This window comes from Pseudomonas sp. FG98 (assembly GCF_057808595.1).
In genome coordinates this window covers 1-19,792 of the sequence record NZ_JBMDIJ010000096.1, presented here as the reverse complement: position 1 = coordinate 19,792, position 19,792 = coordinate 1, and the positions used below count along the sequence as shown (strand labels likewise).

Genomic DNA, 19,792 nt, shown 5'->3' with positions numbered 1-19,792 from the left:
GCGAGGTGGCCGATGTCGTCATAGAGGAAGCGCCGGGTCAGGTGGTCGATGCGCACTTCTTCGACCAGGCGGTCCGAGGCGTCGTAAGCGAAGCGATAGGCCGCGTTGTTTTCGTTGATCAGCGCGGTCAGGCGCAAGGCCTTGTCGTAGTCGTAGCGAACCCGATAGCCACTGGCATCCTGGCGACTGCCGGGAAGCCCGCGGGCGGTGCGCAGCAGGCGGGTAGTCTGGCCCTTGCCGTCGGTGTGGCTGAGGACCTGGCCGAAGCTGTTGTAGGTGAAGCTTTCGCTGCTGCCGTCGGGGTGGTCGATGCGCAGTACCTCGCCGGCAGGTTTGCGCTCGAGGGTGGTGGTCTGGTCAAGGGCGTTGGTGATGGCCACCAGTTGCTGGCGATCGTTGTAGCGGTAGCGGGTGTCCTTGCCCGAGCAGTCCTGATAGCGCTCGACCTGACCATGGCGGTTGCGCCACAGCAGCCGCGACTTGCCAGTGGCGTCGGTAATGGTGTGCGGCAGCCCGTCATCGCCGTGGTAGTACTGGGTCTTGTGGCCCAGCGGGTCGATCTCGGTGATCAGGTTGCCCTTGTCGTCGTATACCGCGCGCCAGGTGCTGCCGTCCGGGTAGTCGACCTGGGTCACCCGGGTGCTCAGGTAGTGATAGTCGTAGCGGGTGCTGCGACCCAGCGGGTCGGTTTCTTCGAGCAGGCGGCCGAATTCGTCGTACTTGAAGGCCAGCTGGCGGTTGCCCGGCAGGGTCAGGCCGAGCATGTTGCCGAACCTGTCCAGCTCGACGGCGTAGCACTCGCCACCGTAGTCACGGCTGGCGATGACCTGGTGATCGAGGTTGTAGCGCACTTCCAGTACCCGTTCGAGCACGTCGCTGGCCCAACTGGTGCGAGCCTTCAGGTCGTAGCGGAAATGGAAATGCTCACCATCGCTGGTCCAGTGCTCCACCACCCGTGGCTGGCCGTCGAGGGTCTCCCAGCGGTAGTGACAGCCCAGGCCGAGGGCGTTGCTCTGGCTGACCATCAGGCCGTTCTCGTAGCTGAAGCCGCGCACGCTGTCGCCATTGCGGTTGATCACCGCAGCGAGCTGCCCGTTGGCGTCGTAGCGGTACTGGACCAGCACTTCCACCGATCGGTTGTCGACCACCCGACGCACCTCGGTGAGCCGGCCCAGCGGGTGCTCGTAGTGCAAGTGCACTCGGGTGCCACCGGTGGCGCTGATGTCGGTCAGCAGTCCGTCCTTGTCGCGGGTGAACTGCAGGAAGTGGCCATACACGTTCTCGATGCGTTGCAGGGGTACGTCGGTGTTGTTGTCGGGGATTTCGCCGAAATAGAAGAACAGGTTGTCGAGGGTTTGCAGGATGTAGTGGCCGCCCTCGGTGCACACCAGGTACAGCTGTTCGTGGGGGTTGTAGATGCGCTGGCCCGGTTGCAGGGTGACGAAGGGCACCTCGCGGCCCTGGTTGTCGGTGAAATAGATGAGGGCACCCTCACGCCGCAGGCTTTGCTCCCAGGGCAGGATCCAGCCAGGACCCAGCACGCTGTCGAAGTGCAGGTCGCTGGCGTAGAAGCGTGACCATTCGATGGGCATCAGCCCCGGCAGGCTGAAGTCGGTTTCATCGGTCAGCAGCTTGCGACCCGTGGTCAGGTCGACGGGGTTGCCGACCAGGCCACCGATGACCTTGCGTGCGACCGGTTCGATCACGTAGCGGGCAGCCACTTCGCCGGCGACGAATCCGGCGGTGAACTTCATCGCGCACGGCAGCGTGGCCCTTAAGCCTGCCTGGGCACCGGTCTTGATCACGGAGGCAAAACCGCCGGCCGCCCCGGCAATGGCCATCAGCAGGTTGACGCTGGTGCGCAGCCATGGCGGTACCTCGTCTTCCACCGGCAGGTAGCGCTGGCTACCGCCACCAATGAACACGTTCCGGGAGCCACTGGAGATGGTCGAACCGCAGGTCAGCTTGTCGCCCTTGCGCGCGGCCGGGACACCGTTGATGAAGACGTTGGTCGAACCTTCGGCGATCAGTACCTGGCCGGGATGCTCGCGGCAGGTGGCCAGGCTCTTCTCGACCCGGGCGGCCTTGCGACCGTTGATGAAGGTATTGGGCGAGCCAGTGAGGATCTTGCCACTGGGCGCTGAAAACAGACTGCCCAGCGCCTCTCCTGCCGCCGTCAACAGGCTGCCGCCGACACCCGCCGCCAGGCCAGCGAGCAAGGCCACGCCGAGACCGCAGGTAAAGGTGGCGACGGCCACGGTGGCGACCAGTGCAATGCCCAGAACCGCACCCAGAACAAAACCGCCCATTGCACTGGAGTGCGAGATATCGTCGCCGAACCTGGCTGCTTCGAACATGAGGGGGGTTACTCCTGTTCGCCGGCTTGGGAGCCAGATGCAGTTAATGAAGTATTCAAGCGAACGGTATTTGGTGTCGCATAGCTTGTCGCGAGCGAGAACACGCGATTCTGAAACTCATGTTCCATGAGATGAAAGTTCCTTGGAGAAAAGATTGGTCAATGCAGTAGCCGGCCATGGACGACGAAACGTCCGGCAAGCTGTACCGTCATGTATCAAGAGGGAAATCTCGCATATGGAAACGGGGCTGAAAGCCGCTGTAAATGCTGGCAATCAGCCAAGCGCCTGTAAGAAAAACCGCCATTTACCAGCAGACGTTGGAGCTAGACAGGCTTACTGTTAGTTGCGACTAAATGTGTCTTATTGATAAAGGTTAATTCTCAGTTTCAATGATCAACCAAATGCATGTTGATCGTTTCAAACGAAGACACAGTATTTGGTGGAGAAATTTCCTACATATATATGGGAAAGTTCTTAGTTATCTTCTTCCACCGTTTCAGCCATTGCACATTGGGGATGTCGAAACCCAGGGCCATTGCTTCTGGTGACGCTGAAGTGGGATGATTCGCAATTGCAATCACTTCCCCTTCAGAGCCGCCCCGTGTCCCCCAGACTTCTCCTTGCCGAAGACGATCTCAACCTGCGCCAGGATCTCCAGCAGCATTTCCTGCGGCGTGGCTTTCAGGTTCGTGCCTGCGAGAACGGCAGCGAGGCGCAGCAGGCCTTGGGGCAGGACAGCTTCGACCTGATCCTGCTGGATATCATGCTGCCCGGCATCGACGGCCTGACCCTGCTCGACCAGTTGCGCCGCGACCAGGCCGTGCCGGTGATGCTGATGTCCGCCCTCGGTGCCGAGCAGGACCGGATCAGCGGCTTTACCCGCGGTGCCGATGATTACCTGCCCAAGCCCTTCAGCCTGGCCGAGCTGGATGCCCGGGTCGACGCGCTGCTGCGGCGGGTGGCGCTGGACCGGCGGCGGCTGGAGCAGCCCGCCGGGAAAAGTGCGGTTACCCTCGATCAGGACAGCCAGGATGTGGTGCACCAGGGCCGCACTGCCGGCCTGACCGGCTCCGAGTTCCGCCTGCTGGCGACCTTGCGCGCCCACCCCGGCGAGGCCCTGAGCAAGGCCTTCCTCTACCAGACCGTGCTGCACCGCGCCTACACCCGGCTCGATCGCGGTCTCGACGTGCACGTGTGCAACCTGCGGCGCAAGCTGGCGGCCATCGGCGCCGCGCACCTGCAGATCCAGTCGGTGCGCAGCCAGGGCTATATCCTGGTGGAGTCGGAGCCGATCTGATGCGTCGTCATCCCTTGTTGTGGAAGCTGGCGCTGATCCTGGTCAGTTTCTGCCTGCTGCTGACCTGGCTGATCTGGACCTGGGGCCTGTCGGTGGAGCGCAGCACCTATTTCCTCAGTGGCGCGGACCAGGAGTATCTGGCCCGTTACGCCGCCGAGGCGGAGCAGGCCTGGCGCGAGGGTGGCGCACAGGGTGCCGAGGCTTACCGGCAACGACTTGCCCGCCAGGAAGATACCTGGGTCGCCGTGATCGGCCCGATGCTGCAAAGCCTTGGCACTACGCCACTGAATGCCGAGGACGCCAGCCACCTGACCTTCATGCGCAAGCTCGACTGGCCGATGAGCAAGCGCCTGCAGGACGAACTGCCCTACGTCAGCATCGAGTTTCCCGAGCATCCCGAGGACGGCCGCCTGGTGATCCAGCTCCCCGAGCGCCTGCTGCCCACCGGCCTGACCCCCTGGACCCATGTGGTCACCCATGGCGTGGCGCCCGCGCTGCTGGCCTTGCTGCTCGGGCTGGCGCTGTACCGCCATCTGGTGGTGCCGCTCAATCGCCTGCGCGACCGCGCCGATGCGCTGCGCGCTGACGACCTGAACAGTCCCGGGCTGCCGTTGCAGGAGCGTCGCGACGAGCTCGGCGAACTGGCCCAGGCCTTCGAGCATATGGCCGGGCGCCTGCGTCGCAGCCTGGAGCAGCAGCGCCTGCTGTTGCGCACCCTGTCCCACGAACTGCGTACGCCGCTGGCGCGCCTGCGCATCGCCCACGACAGCGGCCTGCCGCCGGAGCAGTTGCGCGAGCGCCTGGGTCGGGAAGTGGGGGATATGCAGCGGCTGCTGGAAGACACCCTCGACCTGGCCTGGATGGACACGGAGAAGCCGCAATTGCCCAGCGAGCCGGTGCAGATGCTCTCGGTTTGGGAGGCCTTGTGCGAGGACGCCTGTTTCGAGAGCGGCTGGGAGCGTGAACGCCTGCCCTGCAACCTGAGCGCCGATTGCTGGGTCCAAGGGCACCTCGACAGCGTCGCCCAGGCCCTGGAAAACCTGCTGCGCAATGCGATCCGCCATTCGCCGCCCACTGGTACGGTGAGTTTCAGCGGGCAGCGCGAGGGCGATGCCTGGCACTTCCAGTTGCGCGACCAGGGCCCCGGCGTGCCCGAGGCCGACCTGCAACGCATCTTCGAGCCCTATCAACGACTGGCCGGCAGCGGCGCGGGCTTCGGCCTGGGGCTGGCCATCGCCCGTCGCGCCATCGAATTGCAGGGCGGCGCGCTGTGGGCGTCCAACGCCAACCCGGGGCTGATCCTGCATCTGCGCCTGCCCGTCGGGACGGAATGTTTAGAAAGTTAATGAGCTTTACTCTCAATTAGCAGTCATTATCATTCGTGATCTCTCGCATTCAGCGTCCGTCCCGGAGATCGATGATGTCGCCCCGTTCCGTCCCCCGCATTCCCTTCCTGCTGTTGTCCAGTTGCCTGCTGTCCACCGCCGTGCATGCGGCCAGCGAGGGCCCGGACATCGAGCTCGCGCCACAGAACGTGGTGGCCACCGCGCTGGAAGAGACCAAGCAGGCACCGGGCGTTTCGGTGATCACCGCCGAGGACATCAAGAAGCGTCCGCCGGCCACCGACCTGTCGCAGATCATCCGCACCATGCCGGGGGTCAACCTGACCGGCAACTCCACCAGCGGCCAGCGCGGCAACAACCGGCAGATCGATATCCGCGGCATGGGCCCGGAGAACACCCTGATCCTGGTCGACGGCAAGCCGGTCAGCAGCCGCAGCTCCGTGCGCTACGGCTGGCGCGGCGAGCGTGACTCCCGTGGCGACACCAACTGGGTGCCGGCCGACCAGGTCGAGCGCATCGAGGTCATCCGTGGCCCGGCGGCAGCGCGCTATGGTTCCGGCGCCATGGGCGGGGTGGTCAACATCATCACCAAGCAGCCGGGCAAGGAAACCCACGGCAACGTCACCGTCTACCAGAACTTCCCGACCCACAGCGACGAAGGCGCCAGCAAGCGCATGACCTTCGGCCTCAACGGCCCGCTGACCGACACCCTGAGCTACCGGGTGTACGGCAACGTGGCCAAGACCGACTCCGACGACTGGGACATCAACTCCGGACATGAGTCGACCCGCACCGGCAACCAGGCCGGCACCTTGCCGGCGGGCCGCGAAGGTGTGCGCAACAAGGACGTCAACGGCCAGTTGAGCTGGCACCTGACCCCGGAGCAGACCCTGGAACTGGAAGCAGGCTTCAGCCGCCAGGGCAACATCTATTCCGGCGACACCCAGAACACCAACTCCAATGCCAACGTGAAGAGCATGCTCGGTCACGAGACCAACATCCTCTACCGCGAGAACTATGCCCTGACCCACCGCGGCGATTGGGACTTCGGCAGCACCATGGCCTACCTGCAATACGAAAAGACCCGCAACCAGCGGATCAACGAAGGCCTGGCCGGTGGCACCGAGGGCATCTTCAGCAACACCGACTTCTACACCTCGACCCTGCGTGACCTGACCGCCCACGGCGAAGTCAACCTGCCGCTGCACGCCCTGCGCGACCAGACCCTGACCCTGGGCGCCGAGTGGAGCCAGCAGAAACTCGACGACCCGAGCGCCAACACCCAGACCACTACCGAGGGTGGCGCGGTCAGCGGCCTGACCAGCGCCAACCGCGATACCACTGCCCAGGCGCAGATCTTCTCGCTGTTCGCCGAGGACAACATCGAGCTGCTGCCCGGCACCATGCTTACCCCGGCGCTGCGCTTCGATCACCACAGCATTGTCGGTGACAACTGGAGCCCGTCGCTCAACCTGTCCCACGCGCTGACCGACACCATTACCCTGAAAGCCGGTATCGCCCGGGCCTACAAGGCGCCGAACCTGTACCAGCTGAACCCGAACTACCTGCTCTACAGCCGTGGCCAGGGTTGCTACGGCCAGAGCACCAGCTGCTACCTGCAAGGCAACGACAAGCTCGAAGCGGAAACCAGCGTCAACAAGGAACTGGGCATCGAGTTCCAGAAGGACGGCTGGGTCGCAGGCCTGACCTACTTCCGCAACGACTACAAGAACAAGATCGAGTCGGGCATGAGCTCGCTGGGCAACGCCACCGGCGGTACCGGTAGCTACACCAACTCGTCGATCTTCCAATGGGACAACGTGCCGAAGGCGCTGGTCGAGGGCCTGGAAGGCACCCTGACCATCCCGCTGAGCGAGCAGCTGAAGTGGAGCAACAACTTCACCTACATGCTGCAATCGAAGAACAAGGAAACCGGCGAGACCCTGTCGGTGACGCCGAAGTACACCCTCAACTCGATGCTCGACTGGCAGGCCACCGAGGACCTGTCGCTGCAGGCCAGCGTCGCCTGGTACGGCAAGCAGACGCCGAAGAAGTATGACTACCACGGCGATCGGGTCACCGGTAACAGCAACAACCAGCTGTCGCCCTATGCGCTGGTCGGCCTGAGCGGCACCTACGCCTTCACCAAGAACCTGAGCCTGACCACCGGCGTCGACAACCTGTTCGACAAGCGCCTGTTCCGCGAGGGCAACGCCCAGGGCGTGACCAACATCGATGGCGCGGGTGCGGCGACCTACAACGAGCCGGGCCGGACCTTCTACACCAGCCTGACTGCGTCCTTCTAAGCACCTCTCGGCCGCCGCTTCCACAACGAAGCGGCGGTTTTTTGCGTGCGCCATAACGAGAATCGCCTGATGAAGTTCACCCCGTTCTTTCTTGGCCTGATGCTGGTCGGCGGTGTTGCCCTGGCGCAACCGGAGCCGCAGCAGAAGATGGAGGCTGCGGTGTTGTACCAGCAGGGCTCCGGCTACCGTTTCACCACGCTCGCCCTCGATTCCGTCGACGGTCAGCGGCATTACCAGTTGTGGATTGGCAAGCCGGATCGCCCGGCACCGGCGGCGGGCTACCCGGTGCTGTGGATGCTTGACGGCAATGCCGCCCTGGGCGCGTTGGAGCCGGCCGAGCTCAAGCGTCTCGCTGCCGGCCAGGCGCCGCTGCTGGTGGCGGTGGGGTACCAGACCGACCAGCGTATCGAGCGCAATGCACGGACCTACGACTACACACCGGCGGTGCCGGGGCTGGAGCAGCAGGTCGATCCGCTGACCGGGCAGGCCAGTGGCGGTGTGGATGCCTTTCTCGACCTGCTGATCGGGCGCATGCGGCCGATGGTGGCCGGGGTGGCGCCCATCGATGCCGGGCGGCAGACGCTGTGGGGGCATTCCTATGGCGGGCTGGCGGTGTTGCATGCGCTGTTTACCCGACCGGGGGCGTTTAGCGATTACGCGGCGGCGAGTCCGTCGTTATGGTGGCGGGACGGGGCAATCGTGAAGGAAGCGCAGGGTTTGCCGGCGCGCTTGGCTGATAGCCGGCCGCGGCTGTTGCTGATGCGCGGCACGGCCGAACCGTCCCAGCCGCGCGGACCGAGCGTTGGTGATGTGGAGGCGCCGGCGCGGGCCTTGGTGGCCGACTTGCAGAAGATTCCCGGAGTGCAGGTCAGCTACCAGCGTTTCGAAGGGCTGAACCATGGGCCGATGTTGCCGGCTTCGCTGCATCGGGTGATCGAGGGGATGTCTCGCTGAAGATGTGCTGTGTTGCCGATGGCCTCATCGCTGGCAACGCCAGCTCCCACAGGGTTCTGAGGTGTACACGATCCTTGTGGGAGCCGGCGTTGCCGGCGATGAGGCCATCAGCAGCGACAAAGACTCCTGCGACAAGTCTTCACTTAATCTTTCACAAATGCGGGTGTATGGTATTCGCCCTTCACACTGGCCCCTGATGGCCAGTTGCTGTTTTCGCGAAGATGAGGTGCCTGTCCCGATGTCCTTTACCCGTCGACAAATGCTCAAGGGCCTCACCGGCCTGGTGGTGGTTGGGCTTGGTGCCGGTGGTGCGGCCCGTTACTGGCTGGGCAAGGTCGAGGACGAGAACGCCGGGCACGATTACGAGTTGATCGCCGCGCCGCTGGACGTGGAACTGGTTCCCGGCTTCAAGACCGAGGCCTGGGCCTTTGGCCCTTCGGCGCCGGGTACCGAACTGCGGGTACGCCAGGGCACCTGGCTGCGGGTGCGCTTCATCAACCACCTGCCGGTGGAAACCACCATCCATTGGCACGGCATCCGCCTTCCGCTGGAAATGGACGGCGTGCCTTACGTCTCGCAACTGCCGGTCAAGCCGGGCGAGTACTTCGACTACAAGTTCCGCGTCCCGGACGCCGGCAGCTACTGGTATCACCCCCACGTCAGCAGCAGCGAAGAGCTCGGCCGCGGCCTGGTCGGCCCGCTGATCGTCGAGGAGCGCGAGCCCACCGGTTTCCTCCACGAACGCACCCTGAGCCTGAAGACCTGGCATGTGGACGAGCAGGGCGCCTTCCTGCCCTTCAGCATTCCCCGCGAGGCGGCGCGCAACGGCACCGCCGGGCGCCTGATCACCATCAATGGCCAGGCCAATTCGGTCACTGAACTGCCGGCCGGTCAGGTGGTGCGGGTACGCCTGCTCAACCTCGACAACACCTGGACCTACCGCCTCAACCTCAAGGGCAACTGCGAGGCGATGATCTATGCCCTCGACGGCAACCCGATCACCCCGCGCCCGCTGGAAGACGACTACTGGCTCGGCCCGGGCATGCGCATTTGCCTGGCCATGCGCATCCCGGAGGCCGGCGAGGAAATCTCCCTGCGCGACGGCTTCGTCCGCCTCGGCACCTTCCGTTCCTTGGCCAGCAGCGACAAGCCCGGCGACTGGCCGCCAGCACTGCCGGCCAACCCGGTCGCCGAGCCGGACCTGGAGAATGCCGAGAAGCTCAACTTCAATTTCGAATGGGTCGGCAAGGTCTCGGTGGAAACCGAGAACGGCCGCCCGCCGAGCCTGTGGCAGATCAACGGCAAGGCCTGGGACATCACCGACAAGACCTGCGCCGACCGGCCGATCGCCACGCTGCAAAAGGGCAAGAGCTACATCTTCGAGCTGAAGAACATGACTCAGTACCAGCACCCGATCCATCTGCATGGCATGAGCTTCAAGGTGATCGCCTCCAATCGCCGCCAGATCGTCGAGCCGTGGTTCACCGACACCTACCTGCTGGGCAAGAACGAGCGCGCCCAGGTGGCGCTGGTGGCGGATAACCCGGGCACCTGGATGTTCCACTGCCACGTCATCGACCATATGGAAACCGGCCTGATGGCCGCGATCGCGGTGGTCTGATGCGTCCGCAGATCATCGATCGCAGCCGCGATCAGGAATTCATGCGTCTGGCCCTCGAACTGGCTGCCCAGGGGGCGGCGCTGGGCGAGGTACCGGTGGGTGCGGTGCTGGTGCAGCACGGCCAGGTGCTGGGCCAGGGCTTCAACCGGCCGATCATCGACAGCGATCCCAGCGCCCATGCGGAAATGGTCGCCATTCGTGCGGCGGCCAAGGCGGCGAGCAACTACCGGCTGCCGGGCAGCACCCTCTACGTGACCCTGGAGCCGTGCAGCATGTGCGCCGGGCTGATCGTCCATTCGCGGGTCAATCGGGTGGTGTACGGCGCACTGGAGCCGAAGGCGGGGATCGTGCAGAGCCAGGGGCAGTTCTTCACCCAGGGCTTTCTCAACCATCGGGTGATCTACGAGGGCGGGGTGCTGGCGGAGGAGTGCGGGGCGATCCTGAGCGAGTTCTTCAAGGCGCGTCGGGCTAAAAACTAAAGCTGCGGGCTCTGCTCCGCCGGCTTGTCCTTGTTGACGCCAGGCACATGCAGGTTGCCTTCGGCGACCTGGCCTTCCAGCTGCGGCTGGGTCACCCAGGTGAGGATGTCGTAGTAGCGGCGGATGTTGGCGACGAAGTGCACCGGCTCGCCGCCGCGGGCATAGCCGTACTTGGTCTTGCTGTACCACTTCTTCTGCGACAGGCGCGGCAGCATCTTCTTCACGTCCAGCCACTTGTTCGGGTTCAGGCCCTCGCGCTCGGCCAGCTTGCGCGCGTCGTCCAGGTGGCCGCCGCCGACGTTGTAGGCGGCGAGGGCGAACCAGGTGCGGTCCGGCTCCTTGATCGAGTCGTCCAGCTGTTCCTTCACATGCATGAAGTACTTGGCTCCGCCGCGGATGCTCTGCACCGGGTCGAGGCGGTTGGACACGCCCATGGCCTGGGCGGTGCGCTGGGTCAGCATCATCAGGCCGCGCACGCCGGTCTTCGAGGTGACCTCGGGCTGCCACATCGATTCCTGGTAGCCGATGGCGGCGAGCAGGCGCCAGTCGACCTGTTCCTGCTTGGCGTAGGTGCGGAAGTGCTTCTCGAAGCGCGGCAGGCGTTCCTGCAGGTGCTGGGCGAAGGTGTAGGCGCCGACGTAGCCGAGCACGTCGACATGGCCGTAGTAGCGGTCCTTCAGGCGTTGCAGGGTGCCGTTCTTCTCGACCTTGTCGAGGAAGGCATTGATTTCGTTGAGCAGGCTGGTGTCTTCGCCGGCGGCCACGGCCCAGCGCTGGTCGCGGGCGTCGCCCAGGTCGAAGGCGACGCGGACGTTGGGGAAGTACACCTGGTTCATCGCCAGTTCGTTGGAGTCCACCAGGGTCAGGTCGATCTGGCCTTCGTCGACCATGCGCAGCAGGTCGACCACTTCAACCTGGTCGGATTCTTCGTATTCCAGGCCGGGGTACTGCTTTTTCAGCTCGGCCAGCTGTTCGGCGTGGCTGCTGCCCTTGAGCACCAGGATGCGCTTGCCGACCAGGGCGGCGGCATTGGTCGGCCGGGTCTTGCCGTTGCGGTAGATGATCTGCGGGGTGACTTCGAGGTACGGATGGGAGAAGCGCGCCTGGCCTTTGCGCTGCTCGCTGCTGACCAGGCCGGCGGCGGCCAGTACCGGGCCGTTGGGCTGGCCGAGCTGGCTGAACAGGTCGTCGAGGTTGTCGGCCGTCTCGATCTGCAATTCGACGCCCAGGTCCTCGGCGAAACGCTTGACCAGCTCGTATTCGAAGCCGGTTTCGCCGTTGCGGTCCTGGAAGTAGGTGGCCGGGCTGTTGCGCGTTATCACCCGCAATACACCGTCCTCCTTGATGCGTTCGAGGGTGCTGGGTTTTTCAACGCAGGCACCGAGCATCAGGAAGAGTCCTAGTGCGATGAGCCATTGGGCGCACCGCTGGCGCAGAACAGAGTGGGCAGACATAAGGTGCAGTATACGCAAAGGGCCTGCCGCGCCATATCTCGACAACCGCTAGCTTGTCTGCTATCGCCGCAGTGTGCTTGCGACTTTTCACCGCACTTTTGCCTTTGCAGGAATGCTCCGACACGTCTGGAATCCACTCGCCGACACGCGGATGGCCGCCAATGCAGCGTTTCGGGTGCCTGACGCAACGGTTTAGGCTAGAATGCACGGCCTCTAAGCACACCCCCTTCCTGAGGCTGTCCCGACGATGTTGATCCTGCGCGGCGCTCCTGCCCTTTCTGCCTTTCGCCACGGTAAATTACTCGAGCAACTGAGCCAGAAAGTCCCCGCTGTTAGTGGTTTGTACGCTGAATTCGCTCATTTCGCCGAAGTTGATGGCGATCTGACCGCCGACCAACAGCAAGTGCTCGCGCGCCTGCTCAAGTACGGCCCGAGCGTCCCGGTGCAGGAGCCTGCCGGTCGCCTGTTCCTGGTCATGCCGCGTTTCGGCACCATCTCGCCCTGGTCGAGCAAGGCCAGCGACATCGCCCACAACTGCGGCCTGGAAGTCGTTCGTCGCCTGGAGCGCGGCATCGCCTACTACGTCGCCGGTGAACTGAGCGATGCCGACGCCGCCAGCGTCGCCGAGCTGCTGCACGACCGCATGACCCAGGTCGTGCTGGGCAAGCTGGAAGAGGCCGCCGGCCTGTTCAGCCACGCCGAGCCCAAGCCGCTGACCGCCGTGGACATCCTCGGTGGCGGCCGCGCCGCACTGGAAAAGGCCAACGTCGAGTTGGGCCTGGCCCTCGCCGAAGACGAGATCGACTACCTGGTCAATGCCTTCCAGGGCCTCAAGCGCAACCCGCACGACATCGAACTGATGATGTTCGCCCAGGCCAACTCCGAGCACTGCCGTCACAAGATCTTCAACGCCAGTTGGGATATTGACGGCGAAAGCCAGGAAAAAAGCCTGTTCGGCATGATCAAGAACACCTACCAGATGCACAGCGAAGGCGTGCTGTCCGCTTACAAGGACAACGCCTCGGTGATCGTCGGTTCGGTGGCCGGTCGCTTCTTCCCGAACCCTGAGACCCGCCAGTACGGCGCGGTGCAGGAGCCGGTGCACATCCTGATGAAGGTCGAGACCCACAACCACCCGACCGCCATTGCCCCGTTCCCGGGTGCTTCCACCGGCTCCGGCGGCGAGATCCGCGACGAAGGCGCCACCGGCCGCGGCGCCAAGCCGAAAGCCGGCCTGACCGGCTTCACCGTGTCCAACCTGCGTATCCCGGGCTTCGAACAGCCGTGGGAGAAGCCGTACGGCAAGCCCGAGCGCATCGTCGACGCCCTGGACATCATGATCGAAGGCCCGCTGGGCGGCGCCGCGTTCAACAACGAATTCGGTCGTCCGGCCCTGACCGGCTACTTCCGTACCTTCGAGCAGTCCATCAGCACCCCTCACGGCGACGAAGTGCGCGGCTACCACAAGCCGATCATGCTCGCCGGCGGCATGGGCAACATCCGCGAAGAGCACGTGCAGAAGGGTGAAATCACCGTCGGCGCCAAGCTGATCGTCCTCGGCGGCCCGGCCATGCTGATCGGCCTGGGCGGCGGCGCAGCCTCGTCCATGGCGACCGGCGCCAGTTCCGCCGACCTCGACTTCGCTTCCGTGCAACGGGAAAACCCGGAAATGGAACGCCGTTGCCAGGAGGTCATCGACCGTTGCTGGCAGCTGGGCGACAAGAACCCGATCGCCTTCATCCACGACGTCGGCGCCGGTGGCATCTCCAACGCCTTCCCCGAGCTGGTCAACGACGGCGGCCGTGGCGGTCGCTTCGAACTGCGCAACGTGCCCAACGACGAGCCGGGCATGGCCCCGCACGAAATCTGGAGCAACGAGTCCCAGGAGCGTTACGTGCTGGCCGTCAGCGCAGTCGACTTCGAGCGCTTCCAGGCCATCTGCGAGCGCGAGCGCTGCCCGTTCGCCGTAGTGGGCGAAGCCACCGAAGAAGCACAGCTGACCGTCACCGACAGCCACTTCAACAACACCCCGGTGGACATGCCGCTGGAAGTGCTGCTGGGCAAGCCGCCGCGCATGCACCGTTCGGTCACCCGCGAAGCCGAGCAGGGCGATGACTTCGACCCGTCCACGCTGGAACTGACCGACTCGATCGAGCGCGTCCTGCGTCACCCGGCCGTGGCCAGCAAGAGCTTCCTGATCACCATCGGCGACCGCACCATCACCGGCCTGGTCGCCCGCGACCAGATGGTCGGTCCATGGCAGGTTCCGGTGGCCGACGTGGCCGTCACCGCCACCAGCTTCGACGTCTACACCGGTGAATCCATGGCGATGGGCGAGCGCACCCCGCTGGCCCTGCTGGACGCCCCGGCCTCCGGACGCATGGCGATCGGCGAGACCCTGACCAACATGGCCGCCTCGCGCATCGAAAAACTTTCCGACATCAAGCTGTCGGCCAACTGGATGTCCGCTGCCGGCCATCCGGGTGAAGACGCCCGTCTGTACGACACCGTCAAGGCCGTGGGCATGGAACTGTGCCCCGAGCTGGGCCTGACCATCCCGGTGGGCAAGGACTCGATGTCCATGAAGACCCGCTGGAGCGACGAAGGCACCGAGAAGACCGTGACCTCGCCGCTGTCGCTGATCGTTACCGGCTTCGCTCCGGTGCTCGACGTACGCAAGACCCTGACCCCGCAACTGCGCATGGACAAGGGTGAAACCGACCTGATCCTGATCGACCTGGGCCGCGGCAAGAACCGCATGGGCGCCTCGATCCTGGCCCAGACCCACGGTCAACTGGGTGCCCAGGCGCCGGATGTCGACGACGCCGAAGACCTGAAAGCCTTCTTCGCCGTGATCCAGGGCCTCAACGCCGACGGCCACCTGCTGGCCTACCACGACCGTTCCGACGGCGGCCTGCTGACCACCGCGCTGGAAATGGCCTTCGCCGGTCACTGCGGCCTGGACCTGGAGCTGGACACCCTGACCAGCAAGCGCGAGAAAGTCGCTGCCATCCTCTTCAACGAAGAGCTGGGTGCGGTGATCCAGGTGCGCCAGGACGCTACCCCGGACGTGCTGGCCCAGTTCAGCGCTGCCGGCCTGGGCGAAGACTGCGTCGCGGTGATCGGCCAGCCGATCAACAACGGCGAAGTGGTCATCAAGCTGGCGGGCGAGGAGCTGTTCAAGGGCGACCGTCGCCTGCTGCAACGCCAGTGGGCTGAAACCAGCTTCCAGATCCAGCGCCTGCGCGACAACGCCGAGTGCGCCGACCAGGAATTCGACCTGCTGCTGGAAGAAGACAACCCGGGCCTGAGCGTCAAGCTGGGCTTCGACGTCAACCAGGACATCGCCGCGCCGTACATCAAGAAAGGCGTGCGTCCACAGGTTGCCGTACTGCGCGAGCAGGGCGTCAACGGCCAGGTGGAAATGGCTGCGGCCTTCGACCGCGCCGGCTTCAATGCCATCGACGTGCACATGAGCGACATTCTGGCCGGCCGCGTCGACCTCAACGAGTTCAAGGGCCTGGTGGCCTGCGGTGGCTTCTCCTACGGTGACGTCCTCGGTGCCGGTGAAGGCTGGGCCAAGTCGGCACTGTTCAACGCCCGTGCCCGCGACGCCTTCCAGGGCTTCTTCGAGCGTACCGACAGCTTCGCCCTCGGCGTGTGCAACGGTTGCCAGATGATGTCCAACCTGCACGAGCTGATTCCTGGCACCGAGTACTGGCCGCACTTCGTCCGCAACCGCTCCGAGCAGTTCGAGGCGCGGGTGGCGATGGTCCAGGTCCAGGAGTCCAACTCGATCTTCCTGCAGGGCATGGCCGGTTCGCGCATGCCGATCGCCATCGCCCACGGCGAAGGCCATGCCGAGTTCGCCAGCGAAGAAGCCCTGCTCCAGGCCGACCTGTCCGGTTGCGTGGCGCTGCGCTTCGTCGACAACCACGGCAAGGTCACCGAACGCTACCCGGCCAACCCGAACGGCTCGCCGCGCGGGATCACCGGCCTGACCAGCCGCGACGGCCGCGTCACCATCATGATGCCGCACCCTGAGCGGGTCTTCCGTGCCGTGCAGCAGTCCTGGCGTCCTGACGACTGGAACGAAGATGCCGGCTGGATGCGCATGTTCCGCAACGCGCGGGTCTGGGTGAACTGAGTTTGTACAAACTCGCGTTCTTCGTCCCGCCAAGCCACGTCGACACGGTCAAGCAGGCCGTGTTCGCCGCGGGTGGCGGGCGGATCGGCGACTACGACTGCTGTGCCTGGCAGGTGCTGGGCCAGGGCCAGTTCCGCCCGCTGGACGGCGCAACGCCGTTCATCGGGCAGGCCGGGGTCATCGAGTCGGTGGAGGAGTGGCGGGTGGAACTGGTGGTGGCGGACGAGCTGATTCATCAGGTCGTTGCGGCGCTGAAGCAGAGTCATCCGTATGAAACCCCGGCTTATGAAGCCTGGAAGCTCGCTGATATCTAAAAGCTGTATGCCGACCCTGTGGGAGCTGGCTTGCCAGCGATAGGGCCTGACCTGACAACACTGTTGTCATTGTCGGCCTCATCGCTGGCAAGCCAGCTCCCACAGTGTTTTGTAAGGTCTGTAAGGAGGTATTCCAGCCTTATGGCCGAATCTCGATCATGGTGCCGTCCTGCACCAGGTTCCAGACTTCGCGCATGTCGGTGTTGCGCATGGCGATGCAGCCCTCGGTCCAGTCCAGGGTATGGAACACCTCTTCCGGATACTCACCACCCAGCGGCGTGCCGTGGATCATGATCATGCCACCTGGCGGAACCCCGTCGCGTCGCGCCCGGGCCGAGTCGCTGACATTCGGGTAGGACACATGGATCGCCAGGTTGTAGCGGTCCGAGACCTTACGCCAGTCCAGCCAGTAGAAGCCTTCCGGGGTGCGCTTGTCGCCTTCGCGCTCCTTGGCGCCTACAGGCTTCTTGCCGAGGGAAATGCGATAGGTCTTCAGCGGCTCGCCGTTGCTGATCAGCTCCAGGCGGCGCTGCGACTTGATCACCAGTACCTTGTCGATGCGGTTCGCGGGACGGACTTCGGCGGGGGAGGCGAGGGGCGCGGACTCCTTGGCAACCGGCTTGCGGATGATGGTTTCGGTGTAGGCCGCCTGGGACAGCGAAGCAACACTCAGGCAAAAAAGGGCAAGCAACCAGCGCATTGAACGGTATCCCCGGAAAAGCGGTTTCATGAATCGAGTGTAGGTGGCGGGGCGAAAGAGGGCGGCAGGCTGTCGTTGCGCACCGGGTAGTGCTGCTTTTCGCGGTCCCGATAGTAGCATTCTAGTGTGACGTGCACGGTGCGGAAAGCCAGCTCGTCCCACGGGATCTCATGTTCCTCGAACAGGCGCACTTCCAGGCTTTCGACGCCGACGTCGAAATCCAGGTCGGCCAGTTCGCCGCGAAAGAACACATGGACCTGATTGATATGCGGCAGATCGTAGAGGTGATACAGGCTCAGCTCGCCCAGACGGGCGCAGGCTTCCTCGACGGTTTCCCGGCGCGCTGCCTGCTCCATGGTCTCGCCGTTCTCCATGAAACCGGCGGGCAGGGTCCAGTAACCCTTGCGCGGCTCGATCGCCCGGCGGCACAGCAACACCTGGCTGCCATGGCTGGGCAGCACGCCGGCAACGATATTGGGGTTCTGGTAATGGATGGTCTGGCAGTGATCGCATACGTAGCGCAGGCGCGAATCGCCATCGGGAATGCGCTGGGTGACCGGCTTGCCGCACGCACTGCAGTATTTCATGCTTATCTTCCTGTGAGTTGCGGCTATCTTCGCGCTCCGCTGCCGCGCCCGGCAAGTGCGATCGTCAGCGGGACTTGGGCGCGACGCGGCTTTGGTGCATGATGCAGAACGTTTCAGGAACGAGAGAGACCATGCTGGACGAGCTACTTCGCCGTGTGAGCAGTCACACCCCGGGCACTTTGGAAACCGATCGACGTTTTCCCGAGGCCGCGGTGCTGTTGCCCATCACCCGCAGCGAAGAGCCGGAGCTGGTACTCACCCTGCGCGCCAAGGGGCTGTCGACCCACGGCGGCGAGGTGGCCTTTCCCGGCGGTCGACGCGACCCCGAGGACCCGGACCTGGTGTTCACCGCGCTGCGCGAGGCGGAAGAGGAAATCGGCCTGCCTCCCGGCCTGGTGGAAGTCATCGGCCCGCTGAGCCCGCTGGTGTCCCTGCATGGCCTGAAGGTCACGCCCTATGTCGGGCTGATCCCCGATTACGTCGAATACCAGCCCAACGACGCCGAGATCGCCGCAGTGTTCAGCGTACCGCTGGAGTTCTTCCGCCAGGACCCGCGCGACCACACCCACCGCATCGATTACCAGGGCCGCAGTTGGTACGTGCCCAGCTACCGCTACGGTGAATACAAGATCTGGGGGCTGTCGGCGATCATGATCGTCGAGCTGGTCAATCTGCTCTACGACGCGCGGATCAGCCTGCACCAGCCGCCCGAACGCTTCACCCCAATCTGACGAGCGGGACCACCCGCCGCGCATCCACCGTGAGGATCCACGCATGAAATACCGTCTGGGCGACCTGCGGGTCGAAACCCACCCGCAAAGCTGGGTGGCGCCCAATGCCACGCTCATCGGCAGGGTGCGCCTGCAGGCGGGGGCCAGTGTGTGGTTCAACGCCGTGCTGCGTGGCGACAACGAACTGATCGATATCGGCGAGAACAGCAACGTCCAGGACGGCACGGTGATGCACACCGACATGGGCTCGCCGTTGAACATCGGCAAGGGCGTGACCATCGGCCACAACGCCATGCTGCATGGCTGCTCGGTGGACGATTTCAGCCTGATCGGCATCAACGCGGTGATCCTCAACGGCGCGAAGATCGGCAAGCACTGCATCATCGGTGCCAATGCGCTGATCCCTGAAGGCAAGGAAATCCCCGACGGTTCGCTGGTGATGGGCTCGCCAGGCAAGGTCGTGCGCGAGCTCACCGACGCGCAGAAAAAGATGCTGGAAGCCAGCGCTGCCCACTACGTGCACAACGCCCAGCGCTATGCCCGTGACCTGGTGCCGCAGGAGGATTGATGAGCGATTCCGTTGAAAAGCCCGTGGCTTCGCCCTGCGTCAGCATCTGCGCGCTGGATGACCACGATATCTGCACCGGCTGCCAGCGCACCGCCATGGAAATCACCCGCTGGGGGCGCATGGACAACGCCGAGCGGCGCCAGGTGCTCGCTCTCTGCCACGAGCGCGCCCTCGCTGCCGGGCTGATCTTCGGCCATACCGCCAAGGTCAGCTGAATCCCGGGACTTGGCCGCGCAGGGGCTCTCAAGTACCCTGTGCGCCTTGTCCACCGGTCACCATCCAAATGTTCTTTCTCATCGCCTACATCAGCAGCGTGGTGCTGATCAACTACGCCTTCTCCAGTGCGCCGCACCTGGATGTCATCTGGTCCGCCTGGGGCGGGCTGGTGTTCGTCCTGCGCGACATGGTCCAGACCCGCTACGGGCATGGCGCGCTGGTCGCCATGCTGGCGGCGCTGGTGTTGTCCTACATCACCTCGGAGCCGGCCATCGCCCTGGCCAGCGCCACTGCCTTCGCCGTGTCCGAGCTGATCGACTGGCTGGTGTTCAGCATCACCAAGCGCCCGCTGCATGACCGTCTGTGGATCAGTTCGGCGCTGAGCATCCCCATCGATACCTTCATCTTCTTCGGCATGATCGGCGCGCTGACGCCGGCGGTGGTCGGTACTGCGCTGGCCTCCAAGTTCGCCGGGGTCACTGCAGTTTGGCTGGCCATGGCCTGGCGCGTTCGGAAAAATGCCATCGTCAACTGAAGCCTCGCGCCGAACCCTGTGGGAGATGGCTTGCCAGCGATGAGGCCGACATGGGCAAAGGTGTTGTCCGGGCTGGCCAAATCGCTGGCAAGCCAGCTCTCATAGAACACCGCATAACTTATTGATTTCGCGGACCCTGTGGGAGCGGGTTTACCGGAACGCCGGACCGCCGCGATGGCGTCG

Annotated in this window: 16 protein-coding genes; 12 read left to right on the top strand and 4 right to left on the bottom strand. The window is 64.4% G+C overall.

What is annotated here, in order from left to right:
• Nucleotides 1-2,357 (bottom strand): PAAR domain-containing protein (locus tag ACODSK_RS29025; protein WP_489021079.1); only part of this gene is annotated, 2,357 nt, incomplete at its 3' end.
• 601 nt (nucleotides 2,358-2,958) lie between these two features.
• Here ACODSK_RS29025 and ACODSK_RS29020 point away from each other — a divergent pair.
• From ACODSK_RS29020 to tadA, 6 genes are all read left to right on the top strand, one after another.
• Complete coding sequence (locus tag ACODSK_RS29020; RefSeq protein ID WP_489021077.1) at nucleotides 2,959-3,654, top strand: response regulator transcription factor; 696 nt, start codon at nucleotides 2,959-2,961, stop codon at nucleotides 3,652-3,654.
• The gene (locus tag ACODSK_RS29015; protein ID WP_489021075.1) at nucleotides 3,654-5,000 is read left to right on the top strand and encodes a HAMP domain-containing sensor histidine kinase; all 1,347 of its coding nucleotides are present in this window, start codon (nucleotides 3,654-3,656) and stop codon (nucleotides 4,998-5,000) included. The genes ACODSK_RS29020 and ACODSK_RS29015 overlap by 1 nt, the downstream gene beginning before the upstream one ends.
• A gap of 74 nt (nucleotides 5,001-5,074) precedes the next feature.
• Nucleotides 5,075-7,303, top strand: coding sequence for a TonB-dependent siderophore receptor (locus ACODSK_RS29010; protein WP_489021073.1), 2,229 nt, complete (start codon nucleotides 5,075-5,077; stop codon nucleotides 7,301-7,303).
• Between the two features lie 69 nt (nucleotides 7,304-7,372).
• On the top strand, nucleotides 7,373-8,257 hold the full coding sequence (locus tag ACODSK_RS29005) for an alpha/beta hydrolase (protein ID WP_489021071.1): 885 nt from the start codon (nucleotides 7,373-7,375) through the stop codon (nucleotides 8,255-8,257).
• A 238-nt stretch (nucleotides 8,258-8,495) separates the two neighbouring features.
• Nucleotides 8,496-9,878 carry a multicopper oxidase family protein gene (locus tag ACODSK_RS29000; RefSeq protein WP_489021069.1) on the top strand — a complete coding sequence of 461 codons (1,383 nt, stop codon included), beginning with the start codon at nucleotides 8,496-8,498 and terminating at the stop codon, nucleotides 9,876-9,878.
• Nucleotides 9,878-10,357: a tRNA adenosine(34) deaminase TadA gene (tadA, locus tag ACODSK_RS28995; protein WP_489021067.1), complete on the top strand. Its 480-nt coding sequence runs from the start codon at nucleotides 9,878-9,880 to the stop codon at nucleotides 10,355-10,357. The genes ACODSK_RS29000 and tadA overlap by 1 nt, the downstream gene beginning before the upstream one ends.
• On the opposite strand, the gene mltF is transcribed toward tadA, so the two are convergent.
• Nucleotides 10,354-11,811: a membrane-bound lytic murein transglycosylase MltF gene (gene mltF / locus ACODSK_RS28990; protein ID WP_489021065.1), complete on the bottom strand. Its 1,458-nt coding sequence runs from the start codon at nucleotides 11,809-11,811 to the stop codon at nucleotides 10,354-10,356. The two genes, tadA and mltF, sit on opposite strands and share 4 nt — an antisense overlap.
• A gap of 247 nt (nucleotides 11,812-12,058) precedes the next feature.
• Here mltF and purL point away from each other — a divergent pair, with 247 nt between their 5' ends.
• Complete coding sequence (gene purL / locus ACODSK_RS28985; RefSeq protein WP_489021063.1) at nucleotides 12,059-15,958, top strand: phosphoribosylformylglycinamidine synthase; 3,900 nt, start codon at nucleotides 12,059-12,061, stop codon at nucleotides 15,956-15,958.
• 2 nt (nucleotides 15,959-15,960) lie between these two features.
• Nucleotides 15,961-16,272: an NGG1p interacting factor NIF3 gene (locus tag ACODSK_RS28980; RefSeq protein ID WP_489021061.1), complete on the top strand. Its 312-nt coding sequence runs from the start codon at nucleotides 15,961-15,963 to the stop codon at nucleotides 16,270-16,272.
• Between the two features lie 139 nt (nucleotides 16,273-16,411).
• On the opposite strand, the gene ACODSK_RS28975 is transcribed toward ACODSK_RS28980, so the two are convergent.
• Both ACODSK_RS28975 and ACODSK_RS28970 read right to left on the bottom strand, forming a co-directional pair.
• Complete coding sequence (locus ACODSK_RS28975) at nucleotides 16,412-16,972, bottom strand: L,D-transpeptidase family protein (RefSeq protein ID WP_489021059.1); 561 nt, start codon at nucleotides 16,970-16,972, stop codon at nucleotides 16,412-16,414.
• 26 nt (nucleotides 16,973-16,998) lie between these two features.
• A complete protein-coding gene (locus tag ACODSK_RS28970) occupies nucleotides 16,999-17,559 on the bottom strand; it encodes an NUDIX hydrolase (RefSeq protein WP_489021057.1) in 561 nt (186 codons plus the stop codon).
• A 131-nt stretch (nucleotides 17,560-17,690) separates the two neighbouring features.
• Here ACODSK_RS28970 and ACODSK_RS28965 point away from each other — a divergent pair, with 131 nt between their 5' ends.
• The 4 genes from ACODSK_RS28965 to ACODSK_RS28950 all read left to right on the top strand — a co-directional run bounded on the left by ACODSK_RS28965 (nucleotide 17,691) and on the right by ACODSK_RS28950 (nucleotide 19,609).
• Complete coding sequence (locus ACODSK_RS28965; protein ID WP_489021055.1) at nucleotides 17,691-18,290, top strand: CoA pyrophosphatase; 600 nt, start codon at nucleotides 17,691-17,693, stop codon at nucleotides 18,288-18,290.
• Nucleotides 18,291-18,333: 43 nt separating this feature from the next.
• Complete coding sequence (locus tag ACODSK_RS28960) at nucleotides 18,334-18,858, top strand: gamma carbonic anhydrase family protein (RefSeq protein WP_489021053.1); 525 nt, start codon at nucleotides 18,334-18,336, stop codon at nucleotides 18,856-18,858.
• Nucleotides 18,858-19,073, top strand: a complete 216-nt coding sequence (locus tag ACODSK_RS28955; RefSeq protein ID WP_489021051.1) for a DUF1289 domain-containing protein — start codon at nucleotides 18,858-18,860, stop codon at nucleotides 19,071-19,073. Before ACODSK_RS28960 ends, ACODSK_RS28955 begins: the two co-directional genes overlap by 1 nt.
• A gap of 68 nt (nucleotides 19,074-19,141) precedes the next feature.
• Nucleotides 19,142-19,609, top strand: coding sequence for a VUT family protein (locus ACODSK_RS28950; protein WP_489021050.1), 468 nt, complete (start codon nucleotides 19,142-19,144; stop codon nucleotides 19,607-19,609).
• The last annotated feature ends 183 nt before the right edge of the window (nucleotides 19,610-19,792 follow it).